The sequence below is a fragment of the Xanthobacter sp. 126 genome (assembly GCF_000526175.1).
In the GTDB taxonomy this organism is placed as follows: Bacteria; Pseudomonadota; Alphaproteobacteria; order Rhizobiales; family Xanthobacteraceae; genus Xanthobacter; species Xanthobacter aminoxidans.
In genome coordinates this window covers 1635245-1652333 of sequence record NZ_JAFO01000001.1, presented here as the reverse complement: position 1 = coordinate 1652333, position 17089 = coordinate 1635245, and the positions used below count along the sequence as shown (strand labels likewise).

General features: G+C 65.0%; 25 protein-coding genes. 20 read left to right on the top strand and 5 right to left on the bottom strand.

Features of this window, described 5'->3' with window-relative positions; translation table 11 throughout:
• Positions 1–35 precede the first annotated feature (35 nt).
• From XAN126_RS0107850 to XAN126_RS0107835, 4 genes are all read left to right on the top strand, one after another.
• Complete coding sequence (locus tag XAN126_RS0107850; RefSeq protein ID WP_029876877.1) at positions 36–1346, top strand: MFS transporter; 1311 nt, start codon at positions 36–38, stop codon at positions 1344–1346.
• A 69-nt stretch (positions 1347–1415) separates the two neighbouring features.
• Positions 1416–2600: an L-rhamnonate dehydratase gene (rhmD, locus tag XAN126_RS0107845; RefSeq protein WP_024278042.1), complete on the top strand. Its 1185-nt coding sequence runs from the start codon at positions 1416–1418 to the stop codon at positions 2598–2600.
• Positions 2601–2690: 90 nt separating this feature from the next.
• Positions 2691–3356, top strand: coding sequence for a hypothetical protein (locus tag XAN126_RS29345; RefSeq protein ID WP_024278041.1), 666 nt, complete (start codon positions 2691–2693; stop codon positions 3354–3356).
• 177 nt (positions 3357–3533) lie between these two features.
• The gene (locus tag XAN126_RS0107835) at positions 3534–4274 is read left to right on the top strand and encodes a phage regulatory protein/antirepressor Ant (protein ID WP_024278040.1); all 741 of its coding nucleotides are present in this window, start codon (positions 3534–3536) and stop codon (positions 4272–4274) included.
• A gap of 85 nt (positions 4275–4359) precedes the next feature.
• Here XAN126_RS0107835 and XAN126_RS27630 read toward each other — a convergent pair whose 3' ends face one another.
• Genes XAN126_RS27630 through XAN126_RS0107820 form a run of 3 tightly spaced genes read right to left on the bottom strand, consistent with a single transcriptional unit; the run spans position 4360 to position 6559 of the window.
• Positions 4360–6066 (bottom strand): ATP-binding protein, encoded by a 1707-nt coding sequence (locus XAN126_RS27630; protein WP_081762557.1) that lies wholly within the window; start codon positions 6064–6066, stop codon positions 4360–4362.
• A complete protein-coding gene (locus tag XAN126_RS0107825) occupies positions 6006–6314 on the bottom strand; it encodes a BrnA antitoxin family protein (protein WP_024278038.1) in 309 nt (102 codons plus the stop codon). The genes XAN126_RS27630 and XAN126_RS0107825 overlap by 61 nt, the downstream gene beginning before the upstream one ends.
• Positions 6311–6559, bottom strand: a complete 249-nt coding sequence (locus tag XAN126_RS0107820) for a BrnT family toxin (RefSeq protein WP_024278037.1) — start codon at positions 6557–6559, stop codon at positions 6311–6313. The genes XAN126_RS0107825 and XAN126_RS0107820 overlap by 4 nt, the downstream gene beginning before the upstream one ends.
• Before the next feature lie 410 nt (positions 6560–6969).
• Between XAN126_RS0107820 and XAN126_RS0107810 the strand changes: the two genes are divergently transcribed.
• Genes XAN126_RS0107810 through XAN126_RS0107800 form a run of 3 tightly spaced genes read left to right on the top strand, consistent with a single transcriptional unit; the run spans position 6970 to position 8198 of the window.
• A complete protein-coding gene (locus XAN126_RS0107810; protein WP_024278035.1) occupies positions 6970–7542 on the top strand; it encodes a hypothetical protein in 573 nt (190 codons plus the stop codon).
• Entirely contained in the window at positions 7535–7975 is a 441-nt protein-coding gene (locus tag XAN126_RS0107805; RefSeq protein ID WP_024278034.1) for a hypothetical protein, read from the top strand. The genes XAN126_RS0107810 and XAN126_RS0107805 overlap by 8 nt, the downstream gene beginning before the upstream one ends.
• On the top strand, positions 7968–8198 hold the full coding sequence (locus tag XAN126_RS0107800; RefSeq protein ID WP_024278033.1) for a hypothetical protein: 231 nt from the start codon (positions 7968–7970) through the stop codon (positions 8196–8198). Before XAN126_RS0107805 ends, XAN126_RS0107800 begins: the two co-directional genes overlap by 8 nt.
• 400 nt (positions 8199–8598) lie before the next feature.
• Here the strand turns inward: XAN126_RS0107800 and XAN126_RS0107795 are convergent, their stop codons facing one another.
• Together XAN126_RS0107795 and XAN126_RS0107790 are read right to left on the bottom strand one after the other, a co-directional pair.
• A complete protein-coding gene (locus XAN126_RS0107795; RefSeq protein WP_155982253.1) occupies positions 8599–9159 on the bottom strand; it encodes a hypothetical protein in 561 nt (186 codons plus the stop codon).
• An 80-nt stretch (positions 9160–9239) separates the two neighbouring features.
• Complete coding sequence (locus XAN126_RS0107790; RefSeq protein WP_197024015.1) at positions 9240–9659, bottom strand: helix-turn-helix transcriptional regulator; 420 nt, start codon at positions 9657–9659, stop codon at positions 9240–9242.
• A 299-nt stretch (positions 9660–9958) separates the two neighbouring features.
• On the opposite strand from XAN126_RS0107790, the gene XAN126_RS0107785 reads away from it, so the two are divergent.
• The 13 genes from XAN126_RS0107785 (at position 9959) to XAN126_RS0107725 (ending at position 17087) form a co-directional block, all read left to right on the top strand.
• The gene (locus XAN126_RS0107785; RefSeq protein ID WP_024278030.1) at positions 9959–10255 is read left to right on the top strand and encodes a helix-turn-helix domain-containing protein; all 297 of its coding nucleotides are present in this window, start codon (positions 9959–9961) and stop codon (positions 10253–10255) included.
• Positions 10252–10431: a hypothetical protein gene (locus tag XAN126_RS0107780; RefSeq protein WP_024278029.1), complete on the top strand. Its 180-nt coding sequence runs from the start codon at positions 10252–10254 to the stop codon at positions 10429–10431. Before XAN126_RS0107785 ends, XAN126_RS0107780 begins: the two co-directional genes overlap by 4 nt.
• The gene (locus XAN126_RS28640; protein ID WP_197024014.1) at positions 10428–10571 is read left to right on the top strand and encodes a hypothetical protein; all 144 of its coding nucleotides are present in this window, start codon (positions 10428–10430) and stop codon (positions 10569–10571) included. The genes XAN126_RS0107780 and XAN126_RS28640 overlap by 4 nt, the downstream gene beginning before the upstream one ends.
• Positions 10571–10867 carry a hypothetical protein gene (locus XAN126_RS0107770; protein WP_024278028.1) on the top strand — a complete coding sequence of 99 codons (297 nt, stop codon included), beginning with the start codon at positions 10571–10573 and terminating at the stop codon, positions 10865–10867. Before XAN126_RS28640 ends, XAN126_RS0107770 begins: the two co-directional genes overlap by 1 nt.
• A 2-nt stretch (positions 10868–10869) precedes the next feature.
• Entirely contained in the window at positions 10870–11337 is a 468-nt protein-coding gene (locus tag XAN126_RS0107765; protein ID WP_024278027.1) for a hypothetical protein, read from the top strand.
• Positions 11338–11528: 191 nt separating this feature from the next.
• Complete coding sequence (locus XAN126_RS0107760; protein ID WP_245272230.1) at positions 11529–13502, top strand: transposase family protein; 1974 nt, start codon at positions 11529–11531, stop codon at positions 13500–13502.
• 28 nt (positions 13503–13530) lie between these two features.
• Positions 13531–14271 carry an ATP-binding protein gene (locus tag XAN126_RS0107755; RefSeq protein WP_024278025.1) on the top strand — a complete coding sequence of 247 codons (741 nt, stop codon included), beginning with the start codon at positions 13531–13533 and terminating at the stop codon, positions 14269–14271.
• Positions 14271–14873 (top strand): hypothetical protein, encoded by a 603-nt coding sequence (locus XAN126_RS0107750; protein WP_024278024.1) that lies wholly within the window; start codon positions 14271–14273, stop codon positions 14871–14873. Before XAN126_RS0107755 ends, XAN126_RS0107750 begins: the two co-directional genes overlap by 1 nt.
• Entirely contained in the window at positions 14870–15253 is a 384-nt protein-coding gene (locus tag XAN126_RS0107745) for a hypothetical protein (RefSeq protein WP_024278023.1), read from the top strand. Before XAN126_RS0107750 ends, XAN126_RS0107745 begins: the two co-directional genes overlap by 4 nt.
• Positions 15250–15585, top strand: a complete 336-nt coding sequence (locus XAN126_RS0107740; RefSeq protein ID WP_024278022.1) for a hypothetical protein — start codon at positions 15250–15252, stop codon at positions 15583–15585. Before XAN126_RS0107745 ends, XAN126_RS0107740 begins: the two co-directional genes overlap by 4 nt.
• Positions 15582–15776, top strand: a complete 195-nt coding sequence (locus tag XAN126_RS28635; RefSeq protein ID WP_024278021.1) for a hypothetical protein — start codon at positions 15582–15584, stop codon at positions 15774–15776. Before XAN126_RS0107740 ends, XAN126_RS28635 begins: the two co-directional genes overlap by 4 nt.
• Positions 15773–16447 carry a helix-turn-helix domain-containing protein gene (locus XAN126_RS0107730; RefSeq protein ID WP_024278020.1) on the top strand — a complete coding sequence of 225 codons (675 nt, stop codon included), beginning with the start codon at positions 15773–15775 and terminating at the stop codon, positions 16445–16447. Before XAN126_RS28635 ends, XAN126_RS0107730 begins: the two co-directional genes overlap by 4 nt.
• Positions 16431–17087 carry a DUF3164 family protein gene (locus tag XAN126_RS0107725; RefSeq protein ID WP_024278019.1) on the top strand — a complete coding sequence of 219 codons (657 nt, stop codon included), beginning with the start codon at positions 16431–16433 and terminating at the stop codon, positions 17085–17087. The genes XAN126_RS0107730 and XAN126_RS0107725 overlap by 17 nt, the downstream gene beginning before the upstream one ends.
• Positions 17088–17089: the final 2 nt, after the last annotated feature.

The window sequence follows — 17089 nt, the reverse complement described above, 5'->3', positions numbered from 1 at the left end:
GACGGCCGGAGGCAACGTTTCCCATGGAGAGGCTCATGCCCGCCCCGTCCGCGTCGCTTCAGGCGACGATTTCCAAGGTTACCAAGCGGCTCCTGCCGTTCCTTTTGCTCATGTACGTGCTCGCCTTCCTCGACCGGGCGAACGTGGGCTTCGCCAAGAAGGCGTTCCAGGCCGACACTGGCATCTCGGACGCCGCCTTCGCGCTCGGCGCCTCCATCTTCTTTCTCAGCTACGCGCTGCTGGAAGTGCCCTCGAACATCATCATGCACAAGGTGGGCGCGCGCATCTGGATGGCGCGCATCATGGTCACCTGGGGCCTCATCTCCGCCGCGATGATGTTCGCGCACAACGAATTCACCTTCTACGTGCTGCGCGTTCTGCTTGGCGCTGCCGAGGCCGGCTTTTTCCCGGGCGTGATCTTCTATCTCACCTTGTGGTTCCCCTCCTTCGCCCGCGGGCGGGCCATGGGGCTGTTCTATTTCGGTGCGCCGCTCGCCTTCATCTTCGGCTCGCCGCTGTCCGGCCTGCTGCTGGACTGGCACGGCCTCGGCGGCCTGCACGGCTGGCAGTGGATGTTCATGGTGGAAGGGCTGCTCGCCACCGTGGTGGGCGTGTGGGCCTATTTCTATCTCGACAACAAGCCCGCCGACGCCAAGTGGCTCAACGCCGCCGAGAAGGACGAACTGGGCCGGGTGCTCGCCGCCGAAGAGGCCCACAAGACGACCCACGGCCCAGCGCATCTGCTCTCCGCCATGCGCAACATGAAGGTGCTACACTTCGCGCTCATCTACTTCCTCATCCAGATGAGCGTGTACGGCGTCGTCTTCTATCTGCCTACGCAAGTGGCGAACCTGCTCGGCACCAAGGTCGGCCTTCAGGTGGGCTTCGTCTCGGCCATTCCGTGGGTTTGCGCGCTGGTCGCCGCCTACATTCTGCCGCGCATGGCGGACTCCTCCGGCAACCGGCGCGGCTATGCGGCGGCGATCCTCGCGGTGTCGGGCCTCGGCATCGCGGCATCGGTGGCCACCACCTCGCCGGCGCTCGCGCTCATCGCGCTCTGCTTCGCGGCGGCGGGCTTCATCTCCGTGCAGCCCATCTTCTGGACCTTCCCCACCGACTATCTCGGCGGTGTGGCGGCGGCGGGCGGCATCGCTCTCATAAACTCGCTCGGCGCGCTGGGCGGCTTCGTGGCGCCGAACGTGAAGACCTGGGCGGAGGCGTTCTTCGCCTCGCCGGCGGCGGGCCTCTATCTCCTCGCCGGGACGACGCTCATCGGCGCGGTGCTGATCCTCGCCATCGGCCGGTCACGGGCCCTTCCCGTTGCTCCGGCCACGCGCCGGGCGTGATCCCCGACGCCTGATTTCGACCATGTGACGCCTCGCGCCAAGAGCGGGGGGCGAAGAGGAGACAAGACTATGGCCATGCCGACCATCAAGGCGGTCCGCGCCTACACCGTGCGCGGCGGCGGCGCCGACTATCACGATACCCAGGGCTATCACTGGATCGACGACCACATCGCCACCCCCATGGCGCGCTATGAGGAATACCGGCAGAGCCGCCGCTCCTTCGGCATCAACGTGCTCGGCACGCTGGTGGTGGAAGTGGAGGCTTCCGACGGCACCATCGGCCTCGGCGTGACCACGGCGGGCGAGATCGGCGCCTTCATCGTGGAGAAGCACCTCTCGCGCTTCCTCATCGGCCGGCAGGTGACCGAGATCGAGAAGATCTGGGACCAGATGTATTTCTCGACCCAGTTCTACGGCCGCAAGGGCGTGGTGGTGAACACCATCTCCGGCGTGGACATCGCCCTGTGGGACCTGCTCGGCAAGCTGCGCGGCGAGCCGGTGCATGCCCTGCTCGGCGGCCCGGTACGCGATGAGCTCCAGTTCTACGCCACCGGCGCGCGGCCGGACCTCGCCAAGGAAATGGGTTTCATCGGCGGCAAGCTGCCCCTGCTGCACGGACCGGCCGAGGGCGACGAGGGCCTGAAGAAGAACATCGAGAAGCTGGCCGATATGCGATCCAAGGTCGGCGACGACTTCTGGCTCATGTACGACTGCTGGATGAGCCTCGATCTCAACTATTCCATCCGCCTCGCCCAGAAGGCGCAGGAATTCGGCCTGAAGTGGATCGAGGAATGCCTCTCCCCCGATGACTATTGGGGCTATGCGGACCTCAAGCGCAACGTGCCCAAGGGCATGCTGGTGACCACCGGTGAGCATGAGGCCACCCGCTGGGGCTTCCGCATGCTGCTGGAAATGGATTGCTGCGACATCATCCAGCCCGACGTGAACTGGTGCGGCGGCGTCACCGAGCTGATCAAGATCTCGGCGATGGCGGACGCCCACGGCAAGCTCATGGTGCCGCACGGCTCGGGCGTCTACAGCTACCACTTCGTCATCACGCGCCATAACAGCCCGTTCACCGAGATCATCATGAGCGCGCCCAATGCGGACGAGGTGCGCCCCGCCTTCAGCCCGCTGCTGCTCGATGAGCCGGTACCGGTGAACGGCCGCATGAAGGCCTCCGCCCTCGACAAGCCCGGCTTCGGTGTGCGCCTCAATCCCGAGGTCGAGCTGCACCGCCCTTACGATAACTGAGCTGCGTTCCGTCTCTTCCCAGGCAGGCCGGTGCCGCGTGCGCCGGCCTTTTCTATTGGGCGTCCTCCCACCCATTCCGGGAGGCGTCCCATGGCTGATGACCTGAAGAACCGTCGCGCCGTGCTCAAGGCCACCGGCGCCCTCGGCACCATCGCCGCGCTCGAGGTGCCCGTCGTTATCCTGCCGAAGGAGGCGGAGGCGGCCGCGTTGATCAACAGCCCAGTCCCCGCGCTGTGGGCGAGGTGGCGGGCCATCAAGCCTGAGTACACGCGCCTCGCGGCGGAAGCAGAGGCGGTCCGGGATCGCTACCTCGCTGCTGAACCGGCCCTGCCTCGGGAAGCCTATGCCGGACCACAGCATTTCGGCTTGGGGGTCATCTTTTTGGACAGCACACCTTCGGGTCAGCTCATGCGGTGGGGAATGGCCAGCCACTGGAGAAGTGTGGCGTCCGCATGCGACGGTGATGAGCATTCGCACTGGGTGCCCATCGAAGCTTTCAATCGCGCGGAGCAACGCGCCAAGACCCTTCGGATCCGTGATGGCTGCGCGATGCGTCACGGTCGACGCAGTAAGTGCACCCTTGAGCACATAGGTCGGGTCGTTCTCGGCACGGGTAGTGGCAATGGCGTATCGGAAGACGCCACCGATCGTCGCGCGCAGGCGCTTTGCCGTCTCGTGATTTCCTCGTTCGTCGACCGATCTCAGGACTTTGAGCACTTCGGCAGCGGTGATGTCCGAGATCGGACGTGTCCCTAGATCGGGGCGCGCGATGCCGAGCAGCCAAGTCACCTTGGCGATAGAGCCAGCGCGCCGACGTGCTGAACGTGGTGCGCGACGCCCGCTCGCGCCGCGTCCCCGGCGTCTGAGGCTGCGGACGGCGACGGATTATGAGAGGGCGGCTGGTGCCCGCCTTGTGTGAACGGGAGCATGACGATGGGCGAGCTTGCGAACGTGTCCGCCTCGGCCGCCGGCGCCGGGCCTCTGACCATGACGAGCCTGGAGATCGCCGAGCTGGTGGACAAGCGCCATGACAATGTGATGCGCGATATCCGAGCCATGCTCGCGGATCTGCATGGCGAGGGGGGTCTCCTCAAATTTGAGGACACCCACCACAATGCGCAGAATGGGCAGGCCTATCCCATCTTCCGCCTGCCGAAGCGCGAAAGCTTGGTGCTCGTGTCCGGCTACAGCGTCGAGCTGCGCGCGCGGATCGTGGATCGGTGGATGGCGCTGGAAGCCCAGGCCTCCCTCCCCGTTGATCTGCTCAAAGTGCTGAACGACCCCTCGTCTCTGCGCGGCATTCTCCTCAGCTATGCCGAGAAGGTGCTGGCGCTTGAGGAGAGCAGCCGCGCCCTTGAGGAGAAGGCTGGAGCACTGGACCGCATCGCCGACGCGGCGGGGAGCTTCTGCATCACCGATGCAGCCAAGATGCTCCAGATCATGCCCAAGGAGCTTTTCGCCTACCTGCGGTCCCGTGGCTGGATCTACCGCCGGCCGGGCGCCGAGCATGATGTGGGCTACCACGAGCACCTTGCCAACGGCGATCTGGAGATGAAGCTCACGACGCTGGTGCGCACCAATGGCCGCCACAAGGTGACAGAACAGGTGCGCATCACCCCCAAGGGCCTCGCCAAGCTCGCGAAGGTGCTGAACGCGCAGGCGCTCCTACTGTGAAGGCTGAAGAGGGTGCCAATTCGTGTATTGCAAAGTCCTAGCCGACAACGCCGCCGCTGCCGATAGCGGACGCGCACATCACTCGTCAGCTCTGTGACCTCTCCTTTAGAATGTAGTGGGCCTTTGAGTCCCGCGTATAGCTGCCCGAAACAAATTCGAGCACACCTTTACGGGCCAACCGCTCTAGATCTTTTTTCGATGTAGCCCAAGTCCTGCCCGTTATTCGAGATGCATCGGAAACATGGATGATGCGATTACGGTAGACGTGAGCTGCCAGCGAAATTTCATGTTCCTGAAGCGTTTTCCAGACCTCCACCCCGAAATAGAGAGCTACATCCCGGTCAGAGGCGCGCTTACGTGTAATATGATCATTGAAGAGAGTTACTCTAACGACGACACCGTGCATTGCCTCTTGCCGAAATTGGGGCTCCGGCAAGCTATAATTTTCCATGCTTTGCTTAATTCTTCGGGTTCCTTCACGTGCCATTTGAACATAACCGAGGTAGCGCATTGCATCCATAAAGTGATGATTCCGAGCAGCTCGAGTATGATAAAGATTGCGCTCATTTACTGGCGGCACAAACCCGCCAGGACTTTCAATTTCCATGCGATTAGCGAATAATTTTACCGTTATTTCCGTTCCCGAAAAACTATACGAACGATGAACGCAGGCATTTACCAGAGCCTCAAACCAAGCCCACCTAGGATATTCCGGGGTTGTTTCAAATTTTCCATCCTTATTCAACCACGTAACATCGTAGACAATTTCATCTAGCTCCTGCGCCGCAGCCTTTACTATTGTGACAACGTTGCCCTCAAAAAATCTATCACGCAAAGGCGCATAGTCCACACCGGACCCTTCAGACTCTCCAGCAAATCTCTGCACTCGAACTCTACATCCCGGAATGCTCTTCCTTGGCTGCTTCGCAGCAAGGAGAACAAGAGCATTCGTAGGACGAAGTTTACCTTCTACATCTACGAGGAGATACCTGTCCTTGAGTATCTCGTCATTTGCCCACTCTTCTCGGCGCTCACGAGAGCGGAATCCATCGCAAAAGTCTTGAATTAGAGCCAGATCAAACTCATCTGGATACACGTATGGAGCAACACTCAATTCAAAAGTAAGCTCTTGCCTTGTGGATCGAAAGTCTTGCTTCTCCTCATCACTCATCTTATGAATCTTATCACCGTATCGGATCCAAGCTTCCTGCTTATTTGTTTCTACTAACCTGCCAATGTACGGTATATATACAGCAATACAAAAATCTTTCTTTCCGTTGACTGTTGACTCTATTCGGCGGAACTCCGGGCGAGCCTCAGGGCAGAATGAGGTGTGGCAGGTTTCAATACGATTCTGTTGATCTGTGGAAAGGGTCGAGCAACCCGATGGTACCCCGTCCGAGCCAGCTCCGAAGACGAGCACGCCACCGTCGGGCGTGTTAGAGAAGGCACTTAGATACTTCGCCATATCGGCGAAATCGATCCTTGCCCCGCCCTTATAGTCAATGCGCCGGCTTTCGGCGAAATGTGGCATCATCTGCGCCGTGAGCCGCACCCATATCTCGCGCGGCGTCCACAAGTCGGGTAAATCATCGACCGCGAACGGCCCTTCAAATGGTAGTTCGTATTGAGTCATGGCCACAAGATATGGTGTGTCGACGATAGCGTCGACACACCATATCTGACGAACCGGGCAGAAGATAGCGCCGCCGCCTTGATAGACCTGGCGCCCTACGACGCCGACTTCAGCCCCGCCGCCTTGCGCAGGGCGGCATTCATCCGTCCTTGCCATCCTGGCCCGGTGTTGCGGAAGGCTTCCACCACGTCGGCGTCGATCCGGAGCGAAAGCAGCTCCTTCGGGTTCCTGGCCTTCGGCCGGCCGCGCTTGATCGTGGCGGCGAGGTCGGGGAACGCCTCGGCGAAGGGCTTCGCCGTGCGGATTTCCTCCTCGGTCCATTCCGGGTTGTCGGACACCGCGTCCCAGTCCGCCTTGCTGAAGCCGTGCCCCGGCTCGAATTCCTTCATGGGCTTTTTCGTCATGGTAGGAACCTCCGTTCCGCGGTTGAAGCCGGCCGCATGCTGATGACCGAAATGGCCTCGGCGCCGCGCGTGGCGAAGATCACGGCGAGGCTGCCGTCGGCCCGCCGGCCGATGGCCTTGAAGCGACCGAGTTTGGCGGGACGAACCACAGCGCCGGCAAAAAAGGCCTCGTCCAGATCGGCGAAATCCAGCCCATGCTTGGCGAGGTTTGCGAGGCGCTTCGGCTCGTCCCAAAGGATCTTCATGGGAGATTATTTGTAGCTACGGAAATTGGCCTGTCAACGTAGCTACAAAAAATTAGGCATGCGAGCGCGACCCCTTGCGAGGTCCGCTTGCGGAACATGGCGAATATGTGCAACCTGCCCGGTGGGTGTGAGAACCCGGACTTGGACTAGACCGCATATCCTTTGGCGAGGATTTCGCACGTCCCTTGGCGGGGATGGCGACGGTCGAACTGCGACTGCCGGTAACGGCAGAGCGACGGACGCGCTTGGCGGCGCGGCTCCGAACCGGACCATATTGTCCGGGGGCGGGCGTGCTGTCCAGCGCTTAGGCGTAAAAGCGCCCGACCTGTCGTCCAGGCAGGTTCTCACCCCCCGGATGCTGGCCCGCTGCCGGCGACCGCTGTGAGAGGCGGAAACCTGGACCAACGATCATGAATAACCGCAAGGAAGTCTCGGGCCCTGCGCCCACGGGCACGCACGTCGTCCCTTTGCCTGCCCTCCCCGTCCCCTTCCAGCACCAGCCCGAGCTACGCGCCTTCCTCGTGCTCAACGAGGTGCCGCCCGGCCACATGACGTTCGAGGTACCGGACGATACCTTTGCACCGCACCTGCAGAAGGGTGAGTTCGCGGTGGTCGACCTGTCGGACCATGAGCCGTGGGACCGCGAGCTTTACGTCATCTCCTTCACCTCGCCGCGGACCCGCGTCGGCCTCGCCTGGCGCATCGTCCAGATGCGGGCGCGCTCGATGTTTCTTCAGCGCGGAAGGGGGTGGACCACGCGGCCGGAGCCAGGTTCCGTGCCTGCGACGTGCTGGACCGCGTGTTTCTGGATGCCGCCGGATGATGCCGCCGAACGCGAACGACTTCGGCGCGCCGGCATGGTGGGCACATCGGATGGTCCGTACACGACTGAACATGCCGCAGAGTGCCTTGTCGGCCGCATCGTCGGCGTCTTTGTCCCCGCCGTGCGCGACGCCCGTGCCGGAGGGCTTCGCCATGCATGACACCTCCCCCTCCCGCCGCGCCCTCCTGAAGGCCACCGGCGCCCTCGGCACGGTCGCCGCACTCGCCATCTCACCTGCCGCGGCACGCCTCGGCGCAGACCCCGTTCTCGCCCTTATCGATGCGCACCGGCGGGCATGGGCGCGCCTCACCCTAGCCCTCGATGATCTATGGAGGGTCGAGATGGCATTTGGCGGCGGGAGCAGGGAAGCCGAGGAAATCGAACCCCGTGTCGACGATCTGCGTGCCGACGAAGCATGCGCCCGCGTCGCCTTACTCAAGACCGTGCCTGCCACCAACGTTGGGATGACGGCCGTTCTCGATTATCTGAGGCAGGCCGACCTATACCAGGATCTCACCGAGCACGATGATGAGATTGCCCTGCTCCTGACGACCATCCGCGCCTTCGTGACGAGGGAGGTGCGCCATGGCTAGCCCTCTCGTGACGGCGGCTGATCGCATGAGCGACCTCCGCGACCTCAGTATCGCGCTCAACATCGTCCTTGGCCAAGGCGAGCCGGGCGCCGTGGTGGATTCCGCGTCTACCCTGTCTCGCGTCATCGAGGAAATGGCCGATCAGATTATCGGCCTCATAACAACGGAGCTTGATCGGCAGAATCCCCGCCTGGGCGGACGCAAGGGTGCCGCCGACGGCTGATCTGGCCTTAAGGGCCGGCTGGGTCCTTCGTCAGCGCAGGTCGATGCTCTTGCATCGCCGTAGGGTCCGACCGCTCAAAGCGGCCGGGCCTGCTCACTGACAGACGCTGAAGGCGCGGAACGGCGGCCAATCCTAAGCTTCCCGGCTCGGGACGTTGGGGGCGTTGCCATCATGGCAATGGCTGATTTCGGAGCGCTGGTGTGACGCGCAGGACCGGGTGTCATCGGGCACTTAACCGGGAATAGCCGGGATCAAGCGGGAAATGACGGCGGCACCCGAGCATTGGCGGTGGTTTGTGGGCGGTGGCGGGGCGTCCAAGCCCAAGAAGGTTGGCGCATGATCGAATGTCATCGGTCTCCCGTCCGGCGGCGGCGCGCAGGATCACATGTCACCGGGGAAGTCAGCGGCGGCGAGACCGCAGGGGCTCCACGGTACGAAGAACGCGGCCTTCGTCGAGGTCTCGGAGGGAGCCGTAGACCTCGATGGACAGGTCGGGGCGCAGCACCTCGACTTCGCCGTCGCTAAGCACCCGGTACGGGTCAGCGCCCTTAGATCCCGTTCTCAGCCCAAGGTCGGCTGCTTGCGCGAGGAACGTTTCTGGCGACAGCCGGGCGATCCTTGTGGGCGCAACCTCGATCGGACCAAGCGGCATCGGTGCAGGCGAAGGCGCCTTGGCAGCCACGCCCTCAACGACCTGCTGCTGCCTGATCGCCGCCGAAATGGACTGAAGAATTTCGCTTTGCCGCGCGAGTGCCTCGTGCACCGGATCGACGCGTCTCGACCTCATGGCGACGCAATGAACAAGGGCGATGGGGAATAGCAGGACCCCATAGAGAAAGAACCAGAAGCGCGACCTGCCTTTTTGAGCCGCGATGCCCATCGTGACCGATCCAAGCACTGCCCACACCGTCAAAACAACGAAGAAATTAACCATCGAATCCAACGCGGACAGTCCAGGCACGGCCCCCTCCTTTACGGCAGCTTAAACAGAGCCATAAAACGATACACGCAGTGGTAGCAGGATGACGAGAATCACGATCATTAAGCCGAGGCTTTGCCGGTTCCGGGTTCTGCCGCCGCGGCTCGGAGTTCCATCCGTAGTTGAGCAGTTACCAGTTTGACCATAGCAAGCCGTTCATCGGCTTGATCCGTTGCTGCCACTATCTCCGCGTACTTCCGGGCTGCGAGACGACCAAGGTCGACAGGCGCGAGAGCAACCCGCTCCTCCTTGTACAGGCGAACAATTGCGTCTGTTACCCTCCCCATGAGTTCCTGATCCAGTTGCAGCGGCGCGGCAGGCGTTACGACAGCAAGCTCCTCGCCGTTCACCAGCCAGTTCAGCTCCACGCCATAGCGGTCACAAACTGCCATAAGAAACGAGAGTTTTGGCTCGTTTCTGCCTGAAAGGTAGTTACCCAAGGTGCGGCGCGGCGTATCGGTCTCCGTGGCAAGGGCGTCCAATCCGCCCACCCGCTTCGCTACGATTCGCAGTCGTGCGGCGATCCCCGCGAACTGTTCCGACCTAATCATTTGAGCCCGGAACGCTCACGGTAGAACCGTGCGCGAGTTCCGCCCTCCGAAATCGCATGCCAGATCAATGAGATAGGCAAAAACGAGCCAGCCCGGCCCATCTCACAGGCCGGAACGGCAATTTTGGGCTTGTGAAACTGGCACAAACGAGCCACCTTTCCTCACGAACGCGATCGCGGTTGTGACCCGAAAAAACCGGCCCTGGCAGGGGCCGGCTTCCGGAGGACGGCATGCGCCGAAGGCAGTGGGATAAGCACGAAATCAAAGCCGAGGTGGCCCGGAGAGGATCAACCCTCACCGGCATCGCCATGGTGGCGGGCCTTGAGCCCTCCGCGTGCCGCGTGGCGTTGTGCCGCCGCAACATTCAGGGGGAGCAGGCCCTCGCGGACTTCCTCGGCGTCGATCTCGCAGTGCTGTGGCCCCAGCGCTACCCGGTCACGACGTCCAGCACCAAATCTAGCGCGGGCGGCGGGGGAGGCACCAGCCAAAACGTGCGCCGGGTCGCTGACCAAGCGGTGGCCGCATGAGCGCACTTCGATCAGCCCCTCGTCATCCTGCTGACGACAACCTGCATCCCATCCACCGCGCGGACCGCCGGCTCGCCGAAATCCGAGCCGCCTCCCTGCGCGTGCTGCTCGTGGTGGCGGCGGCGCCCTTCGCCGCGTCCCTCGTCTCCATCCTTGTCCTGGCGGTGCGCCCATGAGGCCGGGTTCCAACGATCCGCGCGAGGCTGATGCCCGCGGAATGCGCCTTGTCGCGCACCTGCTCACCGCCCTGAGCGGGGGCGTCGTGGGCTTTCTGGTGGGGCTTCTTGCCGGCCTCCCCTGGCGGGGCTGCCTTTGATGGCCCGCGCGCGAACAGAGTGGACCGTCTGCCGCCTGTCGCCGCGGGCGATCGGAGGCGTCGAGTATCTGGTGGATATCCGCCTTGTCGATGCGTTCTGGCTTCGCAACCCGATCGCCAGCGCTGTCCGCGAGGAGGCGTGGACGGGATCGCGACAGACTGCCGGAGAGGTGGCCGACATCCTCAACCTTCATGGCGGTGGGCGCGAAGATCGGGGGGCGTGGACCGCGCTCCCCGCCGCCATCCACGTGCCTGCCATTGATCGCCAGCAGCTCACAACCGAGGAGGCCTGCTGACCATGGCGCGCGGGCGGCGGGATTCGAACACGCTGGACCTGCTTTCGTGGGAGCCGCCGCGCGTCGCGGTCGGCTACGACGCGCAGGAGACGCGTGGCCCGCTTGACCTTGCCATCGCGCGCCTTGTCTCCGCAGCCCTCAAGCGCGCCGCCGAGGCGAAGAAGTCCCGTGAGCAGATCGCGGAGGACATGAGCGCCTTTCTCGGTCGCTCCGTGTCCAAGGCGACGCTCGACACTTGGTCGAGCCCGGCCCGCTCCAGCAACCGCATCCCGCTCGACGCCTTCGCCGCCTTGATCGAGGCAACTGGCGATCATGACCTCCTCGGCTTCCTGCCGGCCCAACATGGATACGTGGTGGTGCCTGAGAAATACGCCGACCTGATCGAGCTCCACCTCATCGAGGAGAAGGAAGCCGAGATCGCCCGCCGTAAGGCCGCGCTCACCGCCCGATACAAGGGAGGGCGGTCATGAGGGAGTGGTTCACCGCCCGCGAAGTCGCAGAGTTGAAGCTTCCAACTCTCCCCGAGACAGAACGGGGCATCCGCAAAATGGCGGATCGAGAATGTTGGCCTGCTCGCGACAGGGCCGGCTCTGGTGGCGGCCGGGAGTTCCCCCTATCGGCTCTCCCGTCCCCTGCTCGGGCCGCCTATGTGGCGCGAGAAATGACCGCGCTCGACGTTCCCGTCGCCGTCGCTCGCATCGCCGCGGCCGAGCCCGAGGCGGAAGCAGCCGCGCCAACGGCCCTAGAGCAACGCGACAGCCGGCTGGCGATCCTTGCGGCCGCCGATCGGTTCGCAGAAGCCGCCCATCTCGGCCGAAAGGCGGCCGATGGGGCCTTCTGCACCGCATACGACTGCGGATCAATCGAGGTCGCGGCGAGGGTGCGGGCCGCGGTCAAGAGCGTGACGCCCCGCACGCTCGCCCGGTGGCGCGCAGCGCAGCGCCAGGGCGCCACCCATCGCCTTGCCGTGGACAAGGGCGCCGCGCGCCGTGGGAAGGGCATTCTCGATACGGCAAACCGTGGCGATGTGAAGATTTTCGTCCTCGCCTGTCTCACCCGGAACCCGCTTTTCACCGCCGATCACATCCGCGACCTCGTCGGCGGGCAGTTCGGCGACGAGTTGGTCGCCCCGTCGGGCGCCCTCGTGCCGCTTCCACCGATCCGGACGTTTCAAGCGGCTTTGAAGGGCTGGAAAATCGCCCACAAGGTCGAGCTCACCGCCATGACGGACCCGGACGGCTTCAAGTCGAAGTATCGGTTCTCCGGCTCCAATTCCATGGCGCACGTTCGCGCGCCGAACCAGCTCTGGATGATCGACGCCTCGCCGGTGGACATGCTGTGCGTCGACGGGCGGCACAACGTCTATGTCGCAATCGACATCTTCACCCGCCGGCTCATCGTCTACGTCACGCGCACCCCGCGCGCCGAGGCCGTCTGCCTGCTCATGCGCCGCGCCATCATGGCCTGGGGCGTTCCCGAAACAGTGAAAACAGACAATGGGTCCGACTTCGTCGCTAAGGCGACGCAGCGAGTTTTCGCGGCAGTCGGAATCGGCCGTTGGCTCTCCGACCCGTTCAGCCCCGAGCAGAAGGGGCACGTCGAACGCGCCATCCGCACCTTCCAGCACGGATGCGTGCGCCTCCTGGATGGCTTCGTCGGGCACAGCGTGGCCGATCGCAAGGTGATTGAAGCGCGCAAGAGCTTCGCCCAGCGCCTCGGCGAGGATGTGCGCGAGGCCCTGTGTGTCGAGCTGACGGCCGCCGACGTGCAGCGCTATGCGGACGAGTGGGTGGCGAAGAAGTACGACCACCGGCCCCATGAGGGCCTTGCCGGCTCGACTCCCTTCCAGGTCGCGGCTGCGTCGCGGGAAACCATCCGCACCGTCGACGAGCGCGCCCTCGACATGCTGCTCGCGCCCGCGGCGGGCAAGGATGGGCTGCGCGTCATCACCAAGCGCGGCATCCGCATCGACCATGCCTTCTACCTCGCGCCGCACCTCATGCCCGGAACGCAGGTGTTCGTCCGGATGGACCCCGCCGACATGGGCCGCGCCTTCCTGTTCGGCGCCTCCGGCGAAGAGTTCCTCGGCGAGGCCACGTGCCCCGAGCTCGCCGGCATCGATCCAAAGGCCGCGGTGGCGGCCGCACGGGCCGAACAATCGCGCATCATCGCCGAGCGCACCGCCGATGCCCGCAAGGAGGCAAAGCGCCTGACGAAGGGGCCGGTGCGGCTGATCGACCTCACACTGCGCCACAACGCCCGGCAGGCCGGGACGCTGGTCGACTTCCCCAAGCGGAGCGAAATCCACACGACGCCCGCGCTCGACGCCGCTGCGCTGGCGGCCGCCCCGCCGGCCCCGCCGCGGCGCACCGTCTCTCCGGAGATCGAGGCCACGCTCGCCCGCCTCGCCGCCGAGCCGGCGGCCGCGACCGTCGTGCGCCCGCTCCATTCCCTCGACACGGCCAAGGGCCGCTGGCTTCGCGCCTGCGACCTGGAGGCCCGCCTCGCCCGCGGCGAGGTCCTCGCGGCCGACGATACCCAATGGCTCGTCGGCTACGCCTCAGGCCCCGAATACCGGGGCTTCCGGATGACCTACGGGCCATCCGAGGAACAGAACCCGGCATCGGCCGGCTGATCTGAAGTCATCGCTCAGGGGGATATTGATGTTGCAGAATGATGCGGCAATCAAAGGGCCGGTCGCGACCATGAATGTCGCGGCCTTCATGACACTCGCCACCAAGTTGATTGAACGCGACCCGAATGCGCCGGGGCTCGGCGTCTTCTACGGCCCTTCGGGATACGGGAAGACCTATGCGAGCATCTTCGCGCAGAACAAGACGCGGGCGATCCGCGTGGAGGTCGGCGACTACTGGACGCGCAAGACGTTGCTCAAGGCGATCCTGGCTGAGGCCGGCCAGGTCGCCCGCGGCACGATCGCCGACATGGCCGAGGAGACCATCCGGCTCCTGGGCGACGAACCGAGCCGCCCGCTCATCATAGACGAAGCGGACCGGGCCGTTGACCGCGGCATGATCGAGCTCATCCGCGACCTTCACGACAAGTCCACCGCGCCCATCATCCTGATCGGTGAGGAGCGCCTCCCGGCGAAGATCGAGCCTCACGAGCGGGTGCACAACCGGGTGCTCGACTGGACGGGCGCACAGGCCGCCGACCTCGACGACGCGAAGAAGCTCGCGGCCTCGATTTGCCGGGGCATCAAGCTCGGCGACGATCTGCTCGCCGCCATCGTGAAGGAGTCGGACGGCCGCGCCCGCCGGGTGGTGGTCAACCTCGTGAAGGCAGCCGAGATCGCCCGCAATCGCGGCCTCAAGAGCCTCGACCTCGCCACCTGGGGCCAGGACGCCTTCTTCAGCGGCCGCGCGCCCAAGCCGAGGGCGCGCTGATGGCCACGAAGGGCGAACTCTCGTCTCAGGCGCTCGCGGTGCACGTCCCGCGCGGGCCGGACGCTTGGTGGCCGGCCATCTCCAAGCTCGACACCATCGGCTCACCGTGGATGGTCGCCGAGGTGGTCACGCTGACCGGCAGCGACCGCCGCTCTATCGCAGATTACGTCGGCCGCCTCTGCGCGGCCGGCATCGCCGAAGCCGTGCGGCCGAACTGCTATCGGCTGCTGCGCCGTCCCGCGGAGACCCCGCGCCTGGAGCGCGACGGCTCGGTGAGCCCGCCCACGGGGCAACAGCAGATGTGGACGGCGATCCGCGCGTTGCAGTCGTTCTCCTATGTCGAGCTCGCCCATGCGGCCTCGACTGATACGCAGCCGATCTCTCCTGTCGCCGCGCAAGCCTACGTGAACCTCCTCGGCCGGGCGGGCTATCTGGCGGTTCTCCACAAGGCGAAGCCCGGCACGCCTGCGGTGTGGCGGCTGAAGCCCAGCATGAACACTGGCCCGCTGTCGCCGCTGGTGATGCGCACCAAGTTCGTATGGGACCAGAACCGCCGCGCCGTCGTCGGCGCGGCCGAGACGTCGGCGGAGGTGCGGCCATGACCGCGCGCCCCCCTGCCGACTTCCATGCCCGCGCCCGCGCCGGCTGGAACCCCCCGCCGGATTGGATCATAGCCCTCGCCGACGCTTGCGCCCGCGAGACACAGGCCGGCGTCGCCCGCAAGCTCGACGTCTCCGGCTCGCAACTCTCCCAGGCGCTCGCCGGCAAGTATCCCGGCGACATGGCGAAGCTGGAGGAGGTCGTGCGCGGCGCTCTCATGGGCGAACACGTCACGTGCCCCGTCCTCGGCGAGATCGGTCGCGACCAGTGCGTCGCCGAGCAAAAGAAGCCCTTCATTGCATCCAGCAGCGTGCGCACGCGGCTCTACCGCGCCTGCCGCGCCGGGTGCCCCAACTCCCGTGTGGTGAAGGAGCGGACATGACGGCGCCGAAGCTCTCCGACGGCCTACGCGCCCTCGCTCTCGATCTACGGGGACACGAGCTTGTCGGCCGGAGCTTCACGGCCGGCGAGCTGCGGCTCCTGGTGGCGACGCTGGAGCAGCACTTCGCCTCGGCGCTCTGCCTGGAGCAGGCCGCAGCGGAGCGCGACGAGCTCGCCGCCGTTGCCGCCGACCTCGACCTGGTCGGCGGCCCGACCCTCAACGCCTTGCGCTCCACCATCGCGGCCGCCTCGGTCGCGATCACCGGCACCAACGTCATCACCTTTCCGCTCGCGCCCATACGCCGGGCCTCCGACGATGGAGATGCAGCATGAGCCGCAAGCCTCACATCAACGAAGCGCAGGTCCAGGACATCCGCAGGCTCGCAGCCGAGGGCCTGGACGCGATCGAGATCGCCCAGCGCTCCGGCCTCTCCATCACGACAGTGCGGCGGCACGCGAAGGCCAACCGCATCCAGATCGCCAAGCGAGCCGTGGCCCGCACGCTCCTGGAGGATGCAGCATGAGCCTGGCCGGCAACTCTCCCGATCCGAGCGTCCGCCTCATCATGGAAGTGGTGACCGAACTGACCGGCCTTTCGGTCTCGGCCATCCGATCGGCCCGCCGCGACGCGGACGTGGTGGTGGCACGTCACATGACGTGCTGGCTCGCCCTTCGTCTCACCAGCCTCACGCTGCCGCAGATCGGCATGGAGATGGGCGGCCGCGACCGCAGCAGCGTGGAGTATGGCGCCCGTCGTATGGACGAACTGAGGGCCTCCCATCCGGAACTGCGGGAGCGCCTGGACGTCGCGCTCGGCCTCCTGCCGATGCTGGCAGCGGCGAAGGAGATCGCCCGCGCGAGCAGCGGGCCGGACCCGGCCGCCACTGTCTCGCGCATCCTGTCCCATCGCCGGCCGGAGCTGGCCGCCGGCCTCGCCTCGACGCAGGAGGTCGTGGCGTTGGCCGTCCGCGTCCGCCAGCTCGACCTGGTCGCCGAGATTGCCGCGCGGTTCCTCTCCGCCCAGGACCGCGCCTTGGCCGGGACCGAGGCCACCATCGTGCCCGCCGATCTGCCGGCGTCAGACGCCGACGACGCGGCCTGTTCCGCCCAGCGCACCCACCTCGCCGAGGCGCTCGCTGCGCTCGGCTACGTCACCTTCAAAGACGAGGAGAAAGCCCTTGGAAACGCAGATTGAATACATCGCCGCACCGCCGGCCGGGATCATCATGGTCGAGGGCAAGCCGCACATGCGCGACGCCGGCGGGCGCCTGGTGCCCGAAGAACTGGTGAAGGCAGAGCACAAGCTCGAAGACCAGACGGTGCGCAAGATCATCGGTTTTGCGGAAGACCTGAGCGCCCGCATCTCGCGGTTCCGCGGGCACACCTTCGACGACGTGGCGTCCTTCGTCGAGCTGCTGGCCGAGAAGTACGACGGGAAGCGGGGCGGCGCTAAGGGCAACACCACCATCACGTCCTATGACGGGTGCCTGAAGGTGGTCGTGGCGGTGCAGGAACAGCTCTCCTTCGGTCCCGAGCTTCAGGTGGCGAAAGACCTGGTCGACGAGTGCATCGCCGCCTGGTCGGACGGCGCCACGCCCGAATTGCTGGCGCTGGTCGCGCACGCCTTCCAAGTAGATAAGGAGGGCCGGATCAACCGGGCGGCCCTTTTTCAGCTCCGCCGGCTCGACATCAAGCGCGAACCCTGGCCGCAGGCAATGACAGCCTTGGGCGACGCCATCCGCGTGATTGGCTCCCGCGAATACGTGCGCTTCTACAAGCGCCCGAACCCGCGCGGCCGGTGGGAAGCCATCACCATCGATCTGGCAGCGGCTTAGCT

Bases quoted from the DNA above. Each gene is read 5' to 3' on its own strand.
- XAN126_RS0107730 (WP_024278020.1), top strand. From the start codon at position 15,773: ATGAGCCTGGCCGGCAACTCTCCCGATCCGAGCGTCCGCCTCATCATG.
- XAN126_RS28635 (WP_024278021.1), top strand. From the start codon at position 15,582: ATGAGCCGCAAGCCTCACATCAACGAAGCGCAGGTCCAGGACATCCGC.
- rhmD (WP_024278042.1), top strand. From the start codon at position 1,416: ATGGCCATGCCGACCATCAAGGCGGTCCGCGCCTACACCGTGCGCGGC.
- XAN126_RS0107810 (WP_024278035.1), top strand. From the start codon at position 6,970: ATGAATAACCGCAAGGAAGTCTCGGGCCCTGCGCCCACGGGCACGCAC.
- XAN126_RS0107835 (WP_024278040.1), top strand. From the start codon at position 3,534: ATGGGCGAGCTTGCGAACGTGTCCGCCTCGGCCGCCGGCGCCGGGCCT.
- XAN126_RS27630 (WP_081762557.1), bottom strand. From the start codon at position 6,066: ATGGCAAGGACGGATGAATGCCGCCCTGCGCAAGGCGGCGGGGCTGAA.
- XAN126_RS0107760 (WP_245272230.1), top strand. From the start codon at position 11,529: ATGACCGCGCTCGACGTTCCCGTCGCCGTCGCTCGCATCGCCGCGGCC.
- XAN126_RS0107780 (WP_024278029.1), top strand. From the start codon at position 10,252: ATGAGCGCACTTCGATCAGCCCCTCGTCATCCTGCTGACGACAACCTG.
- XAN126_RS0107740 (WP_024278022.1), top strand. From the start codon at position 15,250: ATGACGGCGCCGAAGCTCTCCGACGGCCTACGCGCCCTCGCTCTCGAT.
- XAN126_RS0107755 (WP_024278025.1), top strand. From the start codon at position 13,531: ATGTTGCAGAATGATGCGGCAATCAAAGGGCCGGTCGCGACCATGAAT.
- XAN126_RS0107750 (WP_024278024.1), top strand. From the start codon at position 14,271: ATGGCCACGAAGGGCGAACTCTCGTCTCAGGCGCTCGCGGTGCACGTC.
- XAN126_RS0107800 (WP_024278033.1), top strand. From the start codon at position 7,968: ATGGCTAGCCCTCTCGTGACGGCGGCTGATCGCATGAGCGACCTCCGC.
- XAN126_RS28640 (WP_197024014.1), top strand. From the start codon at position 10,428: ATGAGGCCGGGTTCCAACGATCCGCGCGAGGCTGATGCCCGCGGAATG.
- XAN126_RS29345 (WP_024278041.1), top strand. From the start codon at position 2,691: ATGGCTGATGACCTGAAGAACCGTCGCGCCGTGCTCAAGGCCACCGGC.
- XAN126_RS0107765 (WP_024278027.1), top strand. From the start codon at position 10,870: ATGGCGCGCGGGCGGCGGGATTCGAACACGCTGGACCTGCTTTCGTGG.
- XAN126_RS0107820 (WP_024278037.1), bottom strand. From the start codon at position 6,559: ATGAAGATCCTTTGGGACGAGCCGAAGCGCCTCGCAAACCTCGCCAAG.
- XAN126_RS0107805 (WP_024278034.1), top strand. From the start codon at position 7,535: ATGCATGACACCTCCCCCTCCCGCCGCGCCCTCCTGAAGGCCACCGGC.
- XAN126_RS0107770 (WP_024278028.1), top strand. From the start codon at position 10,571: ATGGCCCGCGCGCGAACAGAGTGGACCGTCTGCCGCCTGTCGCCGCGG.
- XAN126_RS0107850 (WP_029876877.1), top strand. From the start codon at position 36: ATGCCCGCCCCGTCCGCGTCGCTTCAGGCGACGATTTCCAAGGTTACC.
- XAN126_RS0107825 (WP_024278038.1), bottom strand. From the start codon at position 6,314: ATGACGAAAAAGCCCATGAAGGAATTCGAGCCGGGGCACGGCTTCAGC.
- XAN126_RS0107785 (WP_024278030.1), top strand. From the start codon at position 9,959: ATGCGCCGAAGGCAGTGGGATAAGCACGAAATCAAAGCCGAGGTGGCC.
- XAN126_RS0107745 (WP_024278023.1), top strand. From the start codon at position 14,870: ATGACCGCGCGCCCCCCTGCCGACTTCCATGCCCGCGCCCGCGCCGGC.